This window comes from Gordonia alkanivorans NBRC 16433 (assembly GCF_000225505.1).
In the GTDB taxonomy this organism is placed as follows: Bacteria; Actinomycetota; Actinomycetes; order Mycobacteriales; family Mycobacteriaceae; genus Gordonia; species Gordonia alkanivorans.
This window is the reverse complement of record NZ_BACI01000099.1, coordinates 1-17735: the sequence shown is the minus strand read 5'-3', so window position 1 is coordinate 17735 and position 17735 is coordinate 1. Positions and strand designations below refer to the sequence as shown.

Sequence of the window (17735 nt, the reverse complement as noted above, 5' to 3'; positions counted from 1 at the left end):
AGCAGGTACTCACGCACACTTGGGAATCGTTCGACCTCGACCCGAGTACGGTCTGTGTGCTTCCCGGGTCATTTGAAGAGACGACCTGTGTAATTCACGCCAAAACTCAGCTGAGGTTCGTCACGATGGAGGCGAACCGTGCGGACGTCCGAGCGACCGGGCAGTTTCGTCCGTACGGACGATTTTGGCGGTGCTAAAGCTAGTGGGACCGCGAACGCGCCAGGTGGTCGGCACGAAACAGCAAGCGGACTGTTGACTGCATCGCTACGGGAACGTAGAGATGGCCTATGGATCCTTACGGCAACCCGAGAGTACAGCCGGTCTATGACACCACCAGTCTGTGGAAAGCGCGGTGCCTATTTGGTGGTAACTCTCTGCTATTCCCTGACCGCGCAGCGTGGAGTCTTTCCAACCTTGCGGAGCTCGACCAAGTCTTCAACCATCAGCCGCTGGTAGGCAGCGGCTCGTTCGTCGACAAACTGGACGAGCAGCTCGCAAACTCCGAGTCGGACGTGAGAGTCACAGCGGCCGAGGTACTTTGGTTGTATTATCTGGTACCGCATACGAGCGTCGTTGGTTGGTCCCGCAAGCGTTCAACGATCGAACGGATCCTCGGCGAGAACCTTCCGGAGGGCGACGTCGTTGAGGCGCTTAGGAGAGGCCCATGGCGACCGGGGCAGAACTACCTCCAACGCCCGGACCTCCACGTCGGGTATTTGATAGATTTCGCGCACCGTGCGAAGCAGCTTGACCTGGACGAGCTTGAGAAGATCACCGCGGACCCCGAAAAACTTACGAAGTTTGCGGACTCAACCGACCGTAGCCTCGGCGCAGCGCGCAATATGCTGTTGCACTTCTTGATTCCGACTGAATACGTCTCGGTCGCGGCGGGGAATCACAGGCGTCAACTAATATCGACCTTCTCGGAATTTGTGGCAGACCAAGGCGCGCACCCCGACGAGCAGCTACGCAAGGTTGTTAGAAACCTCGAGGAGAAGGGGATTATTGGCCCGGCTGGTCGCGTAGAGTTCTACAGCCCACCGCTCCTCGCCGTCTGGCGGCCTACCGACGACGACAACGTCGGCGAGCTGGAGGCACTGAGGTGGAAGAAGAATCTCTGTTTGTATGGGCCTCCAGGCACCGGAAAGTCCTATACGGCGAAGAAGATCGCCGAATCGCTTATTCGCCGCGAAGCGCTGGTGCGGTGGGGGGCTCATACCTACTTTAGTAATGCCACAACCGTTGACAAGATTGTCGGAACCAACATCCACGAACTGCAGTTGCACCCGGGGTGGGACTACTCCAATTTTGTCGTCGGACTAAATCTGCAAGACGGTAAGACCACTTGGAAGAGGGGGGAGATCTTCACCGTCTTGGACAAGCTGAAGAATCAGGTGCTCCCTGTCGGCTGCGATCCGCTGCCGATCGTGCTGATACTTGACGAGATTAACCGGACGGATCTCTCAGCGATGCTTGGTGAGCTCTTCAGCCTTCTCGAACGTGATAAGCGGGGTGAGACCCGTAGGCTGCCATCGCATGGTGAGCAGGGTATCGGCGAAATTTCGTTACCCGCCGATCTCTACCTGATCGGCACGATGAACGACATCGACCAGTCGGTCGAGTCGCTGGACTTCGCTCTGCGGCGCAGATTTCTTTGGCGCGCGGTCGGATTCGACAAAGAGTCTCTCGCCGAGATCGTGATGCATCGCTGGAACGCGGAACACGGAAATGTAAGTAAGGTTGTATCCAGGACTACATATGCTGAATTGGAGGAGGAGATTACGGCACTAGGTGAGTGTGCGAGTAACTTGAATGCAGAGATATCGAAGATCCGCGGTTTAGGTACCGAGTTTGAGATCGGTCATACGTATTTCGCCGAAATTACTGAGTTCTTAATACTTTGGCTGGGAACACTTAACAAGAAACCGAATTCCGGCACCTACCTGTGGACGCCGAAGAATGAGCCACGCCCTTCATTGAGAGGTTTATGGAACTTGAGTCTCCGGCCGTTGTTAGAGCAGTACTTGGCCAGTGTCGAAGATCGGGACCAGGAGATGGAACGCCTCGAGAGAGCGTTCCTCACCAGGCCATGACTCAGAGAATCATCGAATTCCTCGATCTCGACGGACCGAGGACCGTCCTAACCGCCGAAGACGACATGTGGCTTGCCGACCTTGCAAAGGTGGCACACCCGGACGCTTTCGTAGTGCCATTCGCTCACCGCCACCCGGACGAGATTCCAGGATCGGTTATCGAACGGTTCGGTTCGGGTTGGCGTGCTGGCCGCTACATCGGGCAACTCCGAAGAGGTAATCGGGTCCTCACGATCAACCCACGATTGGGAATCGACACGATCGGTAGGTGGATGACTGGGGTCACGGGCGTCGTGGTCAAGCCCCGAGTAGTGGTGTAACTCGTTTCTGATCCTTCGGGGGGTCAGGCGGGTAGTTGCATCAGTGGATCGGTGGTCGCCTCCGTCGGTGTTGGGGTGTCGGTGGTCAGGGTAAGTCGGCAGCGGCTGAGGACTTCGAGTCCGAGATAGCGGCGGCCTTCGGCCCATTCGTCGGTCTGTTCGGCCAGGACGGCGCCGATGAGGCGGATGATTGCGTCGCGGTTGGGGAAGATGCCCACAACGTCGGTGCGGCGGCGGATCTCGCGGTTGAGCCGTTCGGTGGGGTTGTTAGACCAGATCTGGCGCCACACGTCGTCGGGGAACCCGGTGAAGGCGAGCAGGTCCTCGCGGGCGTCGCCGAGGTGGTCGGCGACCTCGGGCAATCGGCCGTCGGTGTATTCGAGGAGCCGGTCGAACTGCTCGTGCACCGCGGTGGCGGTGGGCTGGTCATACACGCTGTGCAGCATCGCTTTTACCGCCGGCCACATGGACTTGGGGCACACTGCCATGAGGTTGGCGGCGTAGTGGGTGCGGCAGCGCTGCCATACCGCGCCGGGCAGGTTCGCTGCGATCGCCTCGATGAGCCCGGCATGAGCATCGGAGGTCACCAAGCGCACCCCGCCCAGGCCGCGGGCCACCAGGTCGGCGAAGAAGGTGTTCCACGATGCCTTGGTCTCACTGGTGGCCACCTGCATGCCCAACACCTCGCGGTGGCCGTCGCCATTGACGCCGGTCGCCAGCAGCACGACGGCCTTGACGACCTGCTTGTTCTCACGAACTTTGATCGTCAACGCGTCGGCGGTGACGAAGGTGAACGGTCCGGCTTCGTCGAGGCGGCGGTGCCGGAATGCGGCGACCTGCTCGTCGAGGTCTTCGGCCATGCGTGAGACCTGCGACTTCGACAGTGAGTCGATGCCGAGTGTCTTGACCAGTTTGTCCATCCGGCGGGTCGATACACCGGCCAGGTAGCAGTCGGCCACGACGGTGATCAGCGCTGACTCGGCCCGCTTGCGACGTTCGAGGAGCCACTCGGGAAAGTAGCTGCCCGAGCGTAGCTTCGGAATGGCGACGTCGACGGTGCCGACCCGGGTGTCGAGGGGGCGGTGACGGTAGCCGTTGCGGCGGTTGGTGCGTTCGGCAGATCGTGCGTTCCATTCGGCACCGCACACGGCGTCGGCATCCGCCGAGAGCAGGGCGTTGATCATAGTCTGTAGCAGTTCGCGCATCAGATCCGGTGACGCGTCTGCGAGGGCTTGGCCGAGTAGGCCGGCAGGGTCGACAATATGGGGTGCGGTCATCGCGATGACTCCTCGAGGATTCTGTGGAAGCTTGACTCGAAGGATCACGCGGTGGCCGCTTTGCATCGGTCAACAACACAGCGTCAGACACGATCTCGGCCACCGAGTTACACCACTCTATGGGGCACTACTGGCGTCGTTGCGATCAAGCAGACGGCATCGCTGGGGGAGTCGCCCGATCTGCTGGTTGCGCCTGTTATAGCAAGGTTGTGGGCTAACTCGGTTACTCAGTCGTCGCAGCACGGTCTGCCGACGTTTCGACGCGAAGTCGATGCCTCCGGGACGACAGTCAAAGGGCGTATCAACGGGAAGCGCACGGCTGGTTTCGCGGCCCGCGGTGTCGCGTCGGTTGCCTGGACGGAGCGTCAAAAGTCGTTGGATAACTCCGTAAGCCGGTCGATCGTGGCTGCGGATAATGTGCTGGGCGGTCTTCTCGATTCGTGGGCACCCGACTGGAGAGGGCCCCGGGTGGAGGAAATCGTGATGCGTTTGCGCCACAGCACCGGCAATCGCCCTCGTCTACCAAAACGACGCCAGCTAGATAGTGTGCGATACACGCCGATCCGCCTGCCCTTCAAGCAAACAGCTGAACTATCTTGGCGTATAGCTCATTTCGGAGGCATTCAGAACACTCCCGCGGGAGACAGCATCGAAGGCATGCTGATCGACGTTGCAGAACTATGGGAGCTATTCGTCCTCGCCTGCGCACGGGAGGCCTTCGCGAGCGAGACGGTGGCACACGGCAACCTCGGAGGTGACAAGTCGTATTTCTTGCGATCGACTCGAAACGGTACGTTCGGCCTCGGCCGGTTGCTCCCAGACATAACCGTCGGTCCAGCCAGCAGCCCATTGGCTATCATCGATGCGAAATACAAGCGATTGACGAACGACCGGCGAGATCCCGATCGAGGGGACCTTTACCAGCTAGCTGCCTACCTAGCGACAAACTCGAAGGCAGGGCTCCCACCACCTCTTGGGCTTCTCGCTTATCCAGCAACATCTGAGATGGATCTAGACGTTCGAGCAGAGGCCCTCGGACCGTGGAAGACATCGCAGGGCAACATCGTGCATTTCATGCGGCTACCGACAGAGCAGACCCTCTGTGCGGCAGCGTTGAGGGCAATCGTCGGTCCGTTCTCTCGGGGATAAGGCTCCCCCGGTCGGTAGAAACCGTGATGGCTGGATGGTTAGTTCCGCTAGGAGGATGATGTTCGCACGTCACCAAAGCGTCGGTCGTCTTCGGCCGTGCGTGGGGAATGGCAGCCGAGAGACCGTCGCGAGGATCATTGCCAGGCGCGCGTCGTGAGGGATCGCTCTTACAGTTCTCGCGTCCTTACCGTCAGCGAAGAACCTGAGGCCGATACGATGACCCAGGGGCGACGAGGAGGCTGATGACGTGAAGTTCAAGTGGGTGTCTCCCTCGCAGCCGCCACGTCCCGTCCCGAAGCCGTTCGTCGCAACTCCAACACCGGCGAGATCGGCACGCGGTGTCGCGCCGCCCCCGGCTTCCGTCAAACCCGGAGCTCGGGTAGGCCCGGTCACGGCTGGCCCGACAGCAAGCACAGCAGATATTCCGAAACTTGAAGGTGATGCGGCGAAAGCGGTGGCGCACCGTGGGAGCCACATCCAGATCATCGCGGCGGCCGGCTCCGGCAAGACGGAGGTCGTATCGCAGCGGGTGGCTTCCCTCCTTGCTGACGGCGAGCCCCCAGAGTCGATTGTCGCGTTCACGTTTACGGAAAAGGCGGCCGCGGAGCTGAAGGACCGCATTCGGGAGCGGGTGACAGCCCGAATGGGTGCTGCTGCAACTGATCAACTCGGGCGTCTGTTCGTCGGCACGATTCACGCGTACTGCTTTCGCATGCTGCAGACCTACGTGCCGCGGTACGAGACCTACACGCCGCTCGATGCGAACCAGCTGACCAACTTCCTGTATCAACAGAATCGTCTGATCGGAATTAAGGACCTCGCGCCGACCGACGGCACGTTCAAGAACATTGACAGGTTCCAGCGGGGCATCGACGTCATAGAGAACGAGTTGATCGACGTTGCCACACTCCCGGCGGGCAGTTTCAAGGACGCCGTGCTGGCGTACTACGCGGCGCTCGACCGCTACCAGTTCATGTCGTTCGGGACCCAGATTGTGCGGGCCGTCGAGGCACTCGCCGATTCCGAGGTCCATGCCGCAGTCAGCGCACCTCTGCGGCACCTGATCGTCGACGAGTACCAGGACGTGAACCCAGCTCAAGAACGGCTCGTCGAACTGCTCGCGAAGCCAAACGGCAACGCAGACGTTGTAGTCGTGGGTGACGATGACCAAGCAATTTACCAGTGGCGCGGTTCATCTGTGCAGAACATCGTCACCTTCGCCGACCGGTATACAGACGTGGCTCAGTTCAAGCTCCTCACTAACCGTCGTTCGCGGCCAGGCATCGTCGAGGTCGCGAACCTTTTCGCACAGACGATCTCCGGCCGCATAGACAAGCAAATGCTCCCGCACCGAACGGCGGACGGCCCGAGCGTCGCGATCGTTCGCGACCCAGGAGACGAGGCTGACGCTGCGATCGAGATCGCGAGGCAGATCCGCGACTTCCACTCGGGCGGACTCGCATACCGCGATATTGCGATACTCGTGCGGGGCCGTTCGTCGTATCCAGCGATCATGGACGCCCTCGAGAAGGCCGGAATCCCTGTACAGGCAGGCGGACGATCAGGGCTATTCGCGCAGTCGGAGCCCCGAGTGTTCGGCGAGACGTACGCTTGGATCGGTGATATCGGCTGGCGCCCGGCACAGTACGCACAGCCAGAAATCATCACACTGGAGCGACTGCTCGACAGCTACACCACGACGTTCGCTCTCTCTGACAATCAACAGTCAGCGCTGTCGGTCCACCTCGAGGCGTGGAAGCAGAAAGCCTGTGACAGCGACTTCAACGAAAGCCTCGTTCGTGACTTCTATGGGTTGATGGAGTTGCTTGGTGTAAATACGTGGGATCTCTCCGACGAGACGACGCGCAATCGACTCGGGACAATCGCGCGCTTCACGACGGTACTCGCAGACTACGAGGGCGTCAGCTGGCGAGCGCGCAAAGACCCGAATAACCCGGGGGAACAGGTCGGCGGCCGAAGCGGCGGACTGTGGTTTTACAAGAACCTCGCGATCCTGCTCACCAACTACGCGGTGGGAAGCTACGACGATTTCGCCGGCGAGGAAGGGCATCTGGACGACGGTGTCGCCCTTGGCACTGTGCATGGGTCGAAGGGTCTGGAATGGCCGGTCGTGTTCTTGCCATCACTCGTGAAGACCCGGTTTCCATCGAGCCGAAACGGTCGCTCGCAAGACTTTCCCCAAGACTTGCTCGGTCGTTTTGACCGGCAACGCTACGAAGGCACCGACGATGACGAGCGACGACTGTTTTACGTCGCAATCACGCGCGCTCGCGATGCGGTACTGCTGTCCAGTTTTTCGTTGACAGGAGCCGGCAAGAACCGCAACGCCTCTCCGTACTACGACGAGGTCGCAAACGCCTACGCCAAGGCCGGCGTCCCGACGTCGGTGACCGGCAAGGGAACTGCTTCGGAGAGCGACCTCGCGATCACGTATAGCGAACTCGCGCTGTACCAGGCGTGTCCGCGCAGCTACTTACTCAAGAACGAGCTCGGGTTCATGCCAACTATTCAGCAGGAACTCGGGTACGGCAATGCCGTGCACCACACGATGCGAGTGTTGGCGGAGCGCACACAGGCGACTGGCGTGGTGCCGACACGAAAGCAGATAGACGAGCTGCTCAACTTCGAATTCTTCCTCCCATATGCGAATAAGGCCGGCCACAAGCAGATGCGTGACAAGGCGCGCCGACTCGTGATGAGGTACGTCAGCGACTACTCGGGAGACTTGTTACGCACCTGGGCGACTGAGCGGCCATTCGAGCTTTACCTGGACGGTGCGGTGATTTCGGGCCGCGCCGACGTCATCTATGACAATGAGGACGGCAAAGTCGGGCGCCTCGCGATCGTGGATTACAAGACGTCCACCGGCGGGCAGATCGACCCTCTCCAGTTGCAGATCTACACCGAGGCAGGACGTCGAGAAGGCCTCGACGTCGGCGCCGCGTTCATTCAGGATCTGGGGGCGGAGAAGCGATATGACGTTCAAGTCGACGCGGACTCGATTGGCGAAGCCGAAGAATTGATCATCGCGACAGCGGACAGCCTGCGCCGCCGCGAATTTAAGCCGAAACCAGACCGGAGGAAATGCAACCAGTGCGACGTGCGCCACGTCTGCTCGGCCGCCGCGAGACCGTAATCATCTGCAGATGACACACGCACAAATAAGGTTTCGTCCCGCAGCGACCCAACAGCCCAGGCTAGAAGTCAGTTCTTGACCTTGTTCTCGGCGTAGTAGTTGCTCGCCAACTGGGAGCTGTAAAGCCAATCGACAGAACGACGGCCCGCATTGATGCCGGCGCGCACGTCCTCGTCCTTCAGGTCCAGCATCTTCATCACGCTACCGACTTTGCTCAAGGCTTCGATTCGATGAAATGCGGTGCCGTGCTCCTCGGCGAAGGTAGCGAGGGCCTGAAGCTTCACGAATGAGTCATCGAGATGGTGACCGTGTGGGTCGACGATTGACGCCTTCGCTTCGCCGTCGATCTCGTGGAAGAAGATGAAGTCCGGGTGCATCGATCGCCAGTTTCCGGTCGTCTCGTCGCGATAAGCGATTCCGAGTGAGTCAGCCGTCTGACGCGGAGGGTTCCGATACCAGCCAAGCGCACCGTTACGCGCGATCTCGTGCTTGACGATCTCGGCTTCCCACTCGTTCAACTTTGTAATCGGCGCATCGCCGTTCTCGTCCGACATGAGGTGCAACTTCACCAACTCAGCGCGAAAGAGCTGTCCGTCCTCGTTCTCGTCGACGTAGTCTTCGATACGGGTGCGCGGCCGCCCGAGTGGTTCGATCTGAGGTGTCGCTGCGAGTGCGTTGATGTCGCGGTATTCCTGCTGACGATCGTCGGGCAGTTCTTGGATGGCATCAGCGTGCTCGTCAAACAACTCTGTCGCGATCTGGTCGGACTTCTTGTCGACCGCCTCGCGTATCTCCGGCACACAGGCTAGAGCTGCGGTTCGAATGAACGCTTCGCGGAGCGCGTCGTCGCTGTCGTCGGCCCTCGTCAGATAATCGACGTAACCGTGCGCGATGTCGGCGCCGAAAGCCTTGCAAGCGTCCTCGAACGCAGCGCGAATTGCCCGTTCGTCAGCCACCTCGACGATGTCGGCGTACTCAACACCCTTGGCGCCGAACTTAGCCGAGATCTGCTGCAGCCGCACAGCCAAGACTTCTTCAATCGATGCTTTTACTTTGCTGCTGTACGACACAGCCGCCTCATCGAGCAAGCCATGTAACTGACCAGACACCTCGGCCAGCGCTCCCGGCCTCACACCGTCGGTCGACAGGGAAAGCGCGAGAGTCGCGAGCCGCTTAACAGGAGATGTACCACGCTGCGGGATTGTCATCGACGGTAAGTTGTCCCACACGCGCCAGACTGTCTCCGGAACTGATTTGTTCGGTGTCATGAGGCACTCGTCGCGGACTATCCTTCGGGTCGGTTCGGGGACCCCGTCGATCTGGGCGGTTAGCAGCCGAACTACATCGCCGGCGGTCTTTCGATCGAAGAACGGCAACAGGCAGTCTACCGAGTTTAGTTCGTCGTCGCCTGGAACTCGGCGGGCGAGGGGAGTACGTACCATTCGACCAAGCAATTGCTGAATGTGGTCGTGATCAACAGCAGGGCGAAATGACACCAACACCTCCGCACGCGGACAGTCCCATCCAGTGGAGATCGCGTCCTTTGCGACCAGTATTCGGACATCTGTGCGATCTTCGACCAGTTGCGGTTCGATCCAATGAACTTGGTGGGCCCCAAATGTCTGCATAGCGTGTTTATCAAAGACATGTCGGATTGAGGCGGAGCCCAACTCGGGCATGACGTCGAAGATGACGTCGAGTGCCTCGCCGATCTTGTCGTGGTCCGGCGTGTTGGGAGCCTGCAGGACCATCAACGGTTTGACGACGTCGGGCAGTCGCTGTGTCTCGCAGTACGATTGCCACCTCTCGGACGAGTGCTTGAGCTTCCTTGCGCCTCGACGTACCAAGACCATGTCGATGGCCTGCGCTTCAGCAGGAATGTCAACCTTGACGACATCCTTGACGAGTCCAGACTCCTGCACCTGGAAACCATCGACTTGGACCGGCGGCAGGTAGCGGCGGTCGCCCGACACATCAGCATCGTCCATCGCTTCTCGGAAATCGCCAATCGTAGCCGAAATCCCCCACACGATTGGCACCGGAGGATACCCCGCATGTCCATTGATCAGCTTTTGGACGATCGTGGACTTGTCGCTAGTTGCTTTCGTACCAAACCCACGATGAGCCTCATCGACGATTAGATACAGAGTCAGATCTGGATCCTCGATAGTGTTGGCGATGGTCTGCCATATCGTGTAGCCCTGCATATCGGGTTGCACGGACCTGTGCATTCCTTCAAACACATCTTGCTCAGCAACAGCCTCGTGACCGCGGGTCAGAAGCGACGACTTGGAGAGTTTCTGGGTATTGAGGAAATACACTTTCCCGGCGTCGAACTTTGGTCGCGAAAACGTCGACTCGATCGTCACGAGGTCCGTCGACACAACCTTGTCGGACGCCTCCATAATGCGGAACCGTGTCTGCTGATTGAGGTTTGGTTGGTCCGAGAACCAGACGACGACGGCGCCGTCGTCCAGTTCGAAGTTATAATCGTCGTTGCCGTAGAACAGTGACTCGACTACCGCTGCCGCAATCACCGTTTTTCCGGCGCCGGTGGTTGCGGACAGCGACACCGAGGTCGGGACTGCCTCGCGTTCGTGAATCGTCTTCGCGCGCTCGAGTGTCGCAAGCATATCTTCGAGTGCTGATCGCTGGTACGGCTTTAGTGTGAACTTCAACGCGCGGCCCTCCCGGCTTCAATCTCGAAAGTGCGCAGGTACGACGAGTACAAACGTACCGGCTCAACGTGTTCCGGTAGCAGTCGAACCATCGCCTCGAAGAGCCGATCCTCGTCCGTCGCAATGAACGCGTGGGTCAGACCTTCTTGCGCTTCAACGGTTTTGATAAACGGCTCACTTAGGTCGAGGTTTGCGATCACGCCGTACGTATCTGCGACATCCCATCCAGCCGAGATGTCATCGATGCGGCGCCCGCGTGCCCCCGCGCGTAGCCAGAGGAACGGAGCGATCTTGGCGAACTCTCGGTTGGATGCCACTCGCATAGCGGATTCGTAGGTGAGGGTAAAGAACTCGGCATTTTCGCTGAATCCCTCACACTTGGGAAACTCATCGACGAACTTGTACAGGCCTTCCACAGCCCTGCCTTCGGGTGTCTGCCCTTGGAGGGCAGCTCGGACACGAGATTTCGTGATTGATTCGCAAAGTCCGTTGGACTCCCATATTGGGTCGCCGGGACGTGCGCCTTCCGCTCGGAGTTCGATTTGTCTATCCGGGGAAACTTCGTTGTTTGAGACCGAAATCGACACGCGCTGACCTCCGTCCTGACGATTGAGTCGCATGACCGCGTGCGCTGTTGTTCCTGAACCCGCAAAGAAGTCAAGAACAACTGCATGCGGTTTTCGCGCAACAAGTAGGCGAACGGTGTCTTCGACCGCGTAGAGGCTCTTTGGGAATGGGAAACTGCGGCCAGACCCTAGAAAGTCGCCAAGGAGGTCGGTTCCATGCGCTCCAGCGTCGTGACTCGATCTGTGCCATACAGTCCGAGCCCGCCGAGACGCTGTATCCACGTAAACAACATCAGCCACACCCGTGACTTCGTCCCTGGCCAAGACCTCCAGAAGCCCATCTGCCAACTCGGCCCGAACGTTTTCCGATAAGTAAGAGATGCCCCATGTAGACCGCTTCTTGTCAAACCGACCGCACGATGCAAAACCCTGTTCTATGAGTTTGTTCAATGTGTCTGTACCAACGCCCCATCGGCCGAGTGAGCCATCTTTACGAACTGGCCACGCCACTGCGTTGCCCTGCCGGTCCTTCAACTGAAAGTTCGGGCTCTCTCCGAGGGGCAGATAATCGCCAGCACGAATGAGTCGTCGAGTGTTGGGATCTAACCACACAGGATAGAACATATGCTCGCGATCCTCACGCCGCGAATCGTCTCCCGATCGCAAAAGTCCCTTCCATCGAGGGCGGATTCGCCCATCCGCAGTTTCGCTGACCTCTTTGTGCGTTAGCAAATCATCTGGAACGGTCGGCATCTTAAAGTTGGGGGCAAAACAGAAGATCGCGTACTCTTCGACTCGTGAGAGATATCCCTGAGTTACGCCTTTCGGGTTATTTACGATTGTTACCATTTGCACGGTAAATCCGGTCATAATCTGCTCTACAAGTAACGCGAGGCGATGAACTTCGTGCTCGTCGATAGTGACAACGAGTGCGCCGTCATCTGCTAACAGCTCCTTCCCGAGAAGTAGGCGGCGTTCCATGAAAGCGAGCCATTTCGAGTGTCGGTAGTGATCGTCACTCGCGACGTAGTCGTTGTTGTACTTCCAGTCTCTGGCACCGGTGTTATACGGCGGATCGATATAGATGCAGTCAATCTTTCCGCGATGAGTAAAGAGTAACGCCTGGAGAGCGTGGTAGTTTTCCGAGTTAATGACGATGTGGTACGGCTTGTCTCCGCCTTGCTCTACCTTTCCGCTGGAGACTAGCCCGGGGTAGATCGGGTCACGGAATTCGGCGACGACGATGAGGTCGTCGACATTTACAGACCACGCATCGTGGGGGCTATCTACCGCGGTGACATCTGCCCATCGGTCACCGCCCTCTGAGTACACCTTCGTGACCCGGAACAGCCGCTCGTCTTCTTTCGTTGGCATTTTTCCGCGCTCAGGGAGTATGCGGACCTTGTCGGACTTTCGTACTGGTCGACCCGGCAGCTCCACCGCCTCTGGAGTGTGCCGCTCGAAGTTCAATCCGAAGGCACGACGGTCTGCGAGCGCATCCGTTTCGCGTCGAAGATCCTTGGCCAGTTGGGGATCACTGTTGGCGACTTGACGAAGGAGGTCGTTGAGACGTGACACGTGTCGATTCTTTCCTACTGGGTCGGAGTGACTGAGACGGCCCCGGGGACGAGGCCGGATGCGGCGGTAGGTCGCAAAAGGGCCGTGGGCACCGACGGCCGGCGGCTGTCCGGATCTACGTGCTCGAGATGGCGTTGGTCTGAGTTCCGGCCTTGCTTGATCTGCCAGACCGAGCTCATCCGTGCTCCGATACGTCTATTTCGCTTCGAGCAAATGTCGCGAGGATTCGTGCGTGTGTCTGCCGAGGCAGCTGACGAGTACCTGGTTCACCGAACGGTGTGCCTGGGCGAGCCGGCGCCTCGGCAAGCAGATCGTCGAGTCCGGGGCGAGTCAGCATGAGAAGGCCGTGAGTCGCGCGGGTGCACGCGACCGCGAGACGGCCGAACGCGGAGTTGAACTCGTCTAGCTCGGCTGCGCCGTTCAGTGGGTGCACCGCGATCGTGATGCCGTTCGTCTGGCCCTGCCACGAATCAACAGTGGAAGCGACGATGTCACGGTCGGTCAAGCTGTGCCGCTCTTGCAGCCGTAGAACGACTTCGGTTGCATCGTCCACGGATTGATTACGCGTTGCCAAGATGGTGATTAGAGGATCCGAATGAGGGCCGCGCAGAGTTACCGTGTCCCAACAGCCCGTCGGCCTACCTGAGACGTCCCGGTCATACACGGCGGACGTCAGCGTCGGCTCGGCAGCGAGGAACTCATCGAGTAAGGCCTCGAGGAAGGTCATTAGCGGCAAGTCGATGTCGGCTGCTTCTGCTTCGGGTAATCCGCCAACTTCGAGCAAAGTTGGCACACCCGTGCCGACTTGCCTCCAGATCTCGGCCGCGCCGTCGTCCATCGGTCCGAAATCGATCGAGCGGTCGCCTGGAGCCGCGACACAGTCGAGAGAGCCCTCCCATTCGGGGTAGAAGGCGCGCCAAAGGGCGAGGTGGCCGGCCGCTGGGCGCCACACCGTCGGGAGTTCGCGTGACCATGTGCCGGCATCGTGGTCGTACTCGGTCGGCCACGCGCGGTATGGGTTATAGGCGGGATCGCCACGCCACGGGTTCTGCCCGATCTCGAGGGGCGGCAATTGTCCGACGTCGCCCACACCAACCCAGATCGGAGCGAGTTTCGTGATCTGATCGAACAGGTGGTGTGCGATCTGCCACGCCTCGTCGACGAACAACACGTCGAACGGAGAATCGCTGTCCGATGCCGAGCCGAGGTGATCGAGGAGTCTCTTACGCTCTGAGATTGCGCCGAACCGTGCCACCGTCCCGATCACAACCTGCACATTTAGTGGCAGATTAGTCGTTGACGTCACCACTGTTGCGGCGTTGAGAACCTCTTGCGGGATGTCGAGGTAGGCATCCTTTCCCGCAAGTAGGGCAACAGCGTCCTTCCCAAGGGACTCCGCGAGCGAGACGGCGAGCGGTCGAACCTGTTTGTTCGTAAATGCGGTTATCGCGACTCGATGCCCCGGAGCGTGCTGAGTCGCCTCCACGACGAGTCGTTTCAGCGCGTACGACTTGCCCGCTCCGGCCGCGGCCTTCAACAAAATCCGTTCGTTCATCGACGTGCCAGACAGCATGGCGGCGAGTTCGACACTGGCCTCGTCGGTGACGTGCTCGTTGAGTACGGCTGCGTCCTCGTGGTGCTTGGCGCTGGTTGCAACGTCAAGCGGTTCCTGGAAGTGGCTCGCCTCTTCAATCTGCTGCGCGCTCATTCGATGTCATCCATGGTCTGGTGGGCAGGCACTGTCTCCGGCGCGACTACATAGGCGTTTCCCTCGGACGCACCAACGGCGACTACCTCGAACGCGTCATCGTCGCGCACCGGCGGCCACGTTTCGGGGTTCAGTTCACCTCGTGCGCGTCGTTCCGCGAGCAGGTCGGAGAACTCGGCCTCGCTGATCTCGTGGGAACGGCAGCACCACCTGTGCGCGACAGGGTCAAACTCGTACGAGTCGAACCGGCAATCTGGCGTAGGCGCCGACGTGGTATCGGACTTTGGCTTGCACACCGGTAGTTTGCGGTTGCCGGTGAGCTTGTCGAACCAGGCGAAGTCGGCGACGACGAGCGAGTCGCCGACTTCCAGTTGTGGTGTCGTCTGAGGGGTCCACCGCATTATTGTCGGGATGTCTGGGGCGTCCGTCGCGAGGGGGCCGATCGACAGGCCGTCGATCTTGAACTTTCCGCCGGTGGGTGCGTCGAGAGTTACTTCGGTCATCTCGACGCAGGCCATCCCGTTCCGAGTCACCATTACGATCCGCGACCCGTCAACGATCCTCCGGGAGTCGACGTCGAGGACGAGCGGCGCAGCCGACACGACGGTGGCAGATGCGACGAATCGATTACCGGCATCCGAGGCCATGTCGCGCGCCGCTTGCGGATTGCACAAGAGGAGTAACTGAGACGCACACTTGCCGTCACTCTCGAGCATCGGCACGAGCGAGTTCCGCCAGGGACGGTAAGTACGGCCGAATCGCACGAGGTCCGACGCGTGCAGCGTCAAGCGCCGGCGCCATACCTCTTGCGCGTCAGACTCAACCGCGCGATACGCGGCGCGCAGTGTCGACGGCTCGATAGCTTCCAGAGCGTCCAGAGCGCGTTCAATCGCCCGCGCTTTGTACTGCATCTCCTCGAGAACGAGCCTCTCGTACAACTCGGGGTCAGCCGCGTCGCCGGATCCGGATTTGCCGCGCTTTCCGACTAATGCTCCGTGGATTGCATCGGACATTGAGTTAGTGAGGCGTGCGCCCGGAGTGTGTACGGAAGCTTCGATCTCGTCTGCGAACACCCTGTGATCGAGCGGCCCGGACTTCCGTGCTTCGGCCCAACCGACTAGGTAGTCGAGACGGCCCGCATTGACCGAGGGGCCACCAGCCACGAAGTGCCGCGTGAGTACTTCGCGAGCATCGATGATGGGGCAACGCAGGGAGAATCCGCGCGAGCGGTCGTCTTCGAGGAGAAACGCAATCGCAGTACGTTCGCCCTCGGTGATCGCTCGCGGAATGGTTGCCGGTTCTCCGTCGTAGGTGAGCGCGGGGCGGCCCTGGTGCTCGTCGCGCCTCCACCGCAAGCGGCTCAGTTCGACACCAGCAAGGTTGTCCGCGATCGTGACGAGCACGTCGGCAGTCGCCTGGTCGGGCACCACCAGGTGCACGGAGTCGGGCTGGCCGACACCGGCCGCCCGTTGTTGCTCGCCGATTGCGTTGTTGAGCGTCTTCCCGATGATCCGCATCGCTCGACGCCGAGTGTCGGACGCTTGCGGGTCTTGGAAGACAGTGAACTGCCAGTCCTTTCGTCCGCTTGTCGTAACTCGTTGCACGCCAATTCCGTGCAGGCCGATCGCTGCCGCGTCTGACTTCGCGAGGACTACATTGATCGTCCCGGGCTTTCCGGCCTGGTCGATGCGAAGCTGGCCAGAATGCTGTGCGACGCCGCTAAGCGTTGCCTCGATGTTCGCCGCCGTCGACGCGGGCACGCGACCGACATCCGTCACACCGTCGACGAGACCGAGGGCTGCGTTCCGAAGCCGTCGGGCTATGCCCAGTTCGATCAGCAAATCGCCAGCTACAGTCGAGCGACGTAATTCGTCGCGGCAGTAGGTGAAGAGCGTGCAAGTCGGACACGAGGTCGGGTCGAAGGCGGCCTGGAGGTGCTCGACATATGGCTTGACGTCTTGGCCAGCGGCGTAGCCGGACTGAGCCGCTTCGCGTCGGCGCTCGTCGATGCGGAGGTTGACCTCTTCGGCGTAGTCATGAAGGTTCTCGACAATCGCCTCCGGCTGGAGGAACGCGTTGCGTGGCACGGCAAGTACCCCGAAAGTGTGGACAGACATGTCGACTGGCAGCCGAGACCACGCGCGCGCGGATTCTGCGCCGACAGCCACCTGAAGGAAGCCCTTGAGCATTCGCGCGTCGTCGATTCGCGAGCGAACCCGCTCGTAATCCTTTGCATCGCCCATAACCAGCCACGACGCGGTCGGGTCGTCGACAGATGGCGCGACGACAGCGAAATCGGGCTTCACATCGGTAGCGTCGTGCTCCTCGAAGCCGACGAATGGGACCGCGAGTTGGTAGACGAGGGTCACGGACTGTTCGTTTACGGCACGCTCGTGCGCTGCGACGAGCACCTTCGCGGTGGTGTCAGGGTTGGAGTGCGCGTCGACCGTGACCACTTCCTTCGGTCGGTCGAGGTTAAGCGCACCTACAGTCCGTGTGGCGATTCGTCCGGCGAAGTCCTCGTTGCGCACCAGCCGCTCGAATGTCATCGCGCGCATCCACCGTGCCTGCGGGATCGCGCCGGAGGCGTCGTCAAACCCGACTGCAGTAGCGAGATTGCGGCGAGTCAAGCCTGTGATCAGCGGATCGGTGCCGCGGAAGCGGGCACACGCGGCGTGAGACGAGGACGCGACGGCACTCGACCCTCCGCCGACAACTTGCAACGCCATTAGTTCAATCTTTCATCTTCGAGTCTGTCCGTTCGCCCGTACGCAGAAGTTACGTCGACAGGAAGCTAACCGATCGTTACGACAATCGTGAGCATTTGCGTGTCGGGTCGGAGGGATGTCCGAACCGCCGGGTGCTCGAACCAATTCTGTCGGCGTCAGCCACTATCGTGGACACCGTCATCCGCTACGGCCCGACAGACGCGTCATCGTGACAAGGCTCCAACCCGAGCGGGAAGTTCGTCGTGTCTTCCTGGAGCCGCATGTCTCTGTTTCGAGCTTCGGTGTTGGGCGTTCGCGCCCAGATCACCGCTAACACTCTGATCCCTAAGTTGACCGAGCAACATTTCTTCGAGTACGGCTACCACGCGTCGAAGGCCGAAGTGCGCTCATGGGAGCGCAGCGTCGCAGTACTGGTCAGCGACCTCGAAGACGCCGGGTTGGACCAGGCTGAGCTACTTCTCGAGTACCGGCTGCCGCTGA

The 17735-nt window shown here is 60.1% G+C and carries 8 protein-coding genes; 3 read left to right on the top strand and 5 right to left on the bottom strand.

The window, feature by feature from the left end; all coding sequences use genetic code 11:
• The first annotated feature begins 287 nt into the window (after positions 1-287).
• Entirely contained in the window at positions 288-2093 is a 1806-nt protein-coding gene (locus GOALK_RS18400) for an AAA family ATPase (RefSeq protein WP_006360339.1), read from the top strand.
• A gap of 343 nt (positions 2094-2436) precedes the next feature.
• On the opposite strand, the gene GOALK_RS18390 is transcribed toward GOALK_RS18400, so the two are convergent.
• A complete protein-coding gene (locus GOALK_RS18390; protein WP_006360337.1) occupies positions 2437-3690 on the bottom strand; it encodes an IS256 family transposase in 1254 nt (417 codons plus the stop codon).
• Here GOALK_RS18390 and GOALK_RS24680 point away from each other — a divergent pair.
• Complete coding sequence (locus GOALK_RS24680; RefSeq protein WP_081474367.1) at positions 3676-4839, top strand: 5-methylcytosine restriction system specificity protein McrC; 1164 nt, start codon at positions 3676-3678, stop codon at positions 4837-4839. The two genes, GOALK_RS18390 and GOALK_RS24680, sit on opposite strands and share 15 nt — an antisense overlap.
• Positions 4840-5086: 247 nt before the next feature.
• Positions 5087-7996 (top strand): ATP-dependent DNA helicase, encoded by a 2910-nt coding sequence (locus GOALK_RS18385; protein ID WP_157139172.1) that lies wholly within the window; start codon positions 5087-5089, stop codon positions 7994-7996.
• Positions 7997-8064: 68 nt separating this feature from the next.
• Here the strand turns inward: GOALK_RS18385 and GOALK_RS18380 are convergent, their stop codons facing one another.
• From GOALK_RS18380 to GOALK_RS18365, 4 genes are all read right to left on the bottom strand, one after another.
• Complete coding sequence (locus GOALK_RS18380) at positions 8065-10674, bottom strand: DEAD/DEAH box helicase family protein (protein WP_006360334.1); 2610 nt, start codon at positions 10672-10674, stop codon at positions 8065-8067.
• Entirely contained in the window at positions 10671-12818 is a 2148-nt protein-coding gene (locus GOALK_RS18375; protein ID WP_006360333.1) for a site-specific DNA-methyltransferase, read from the bottom strand. The genes GOALK_RS18380 and GOALK_RS18375 overlap by 4 nt, the downstream gene beginning before the upstream one ends.
• Positions 12819-12993: 175 nt before the next feature.
• On the bottom strand, positions 12994-14526 hold the full coding sequence (locus GOALK_RS18370; RefSeq protein WP_006360332.1) for an AAA family ATPase: 1533 nt from the start codon (positions 14524-14526) through the stop codon (positions 12994-12996).
• Positions 14523-17255 (bottom strand): hypothetical protein, encoded by a 2733-nt coding sequence (locus GOALK_RS18365; protein ID WP_006360331.1) that lies wholly within the window; start codon positions 17253-17255, stop codon positions 14523-14525. The genes GOALK_RS18370 and GOALK_RS18365 overlap by 4 nt, the downstream gene beginning before the upstream one ends.
• Positions 17256-17735: the final 480 nt, after the last annotated feature.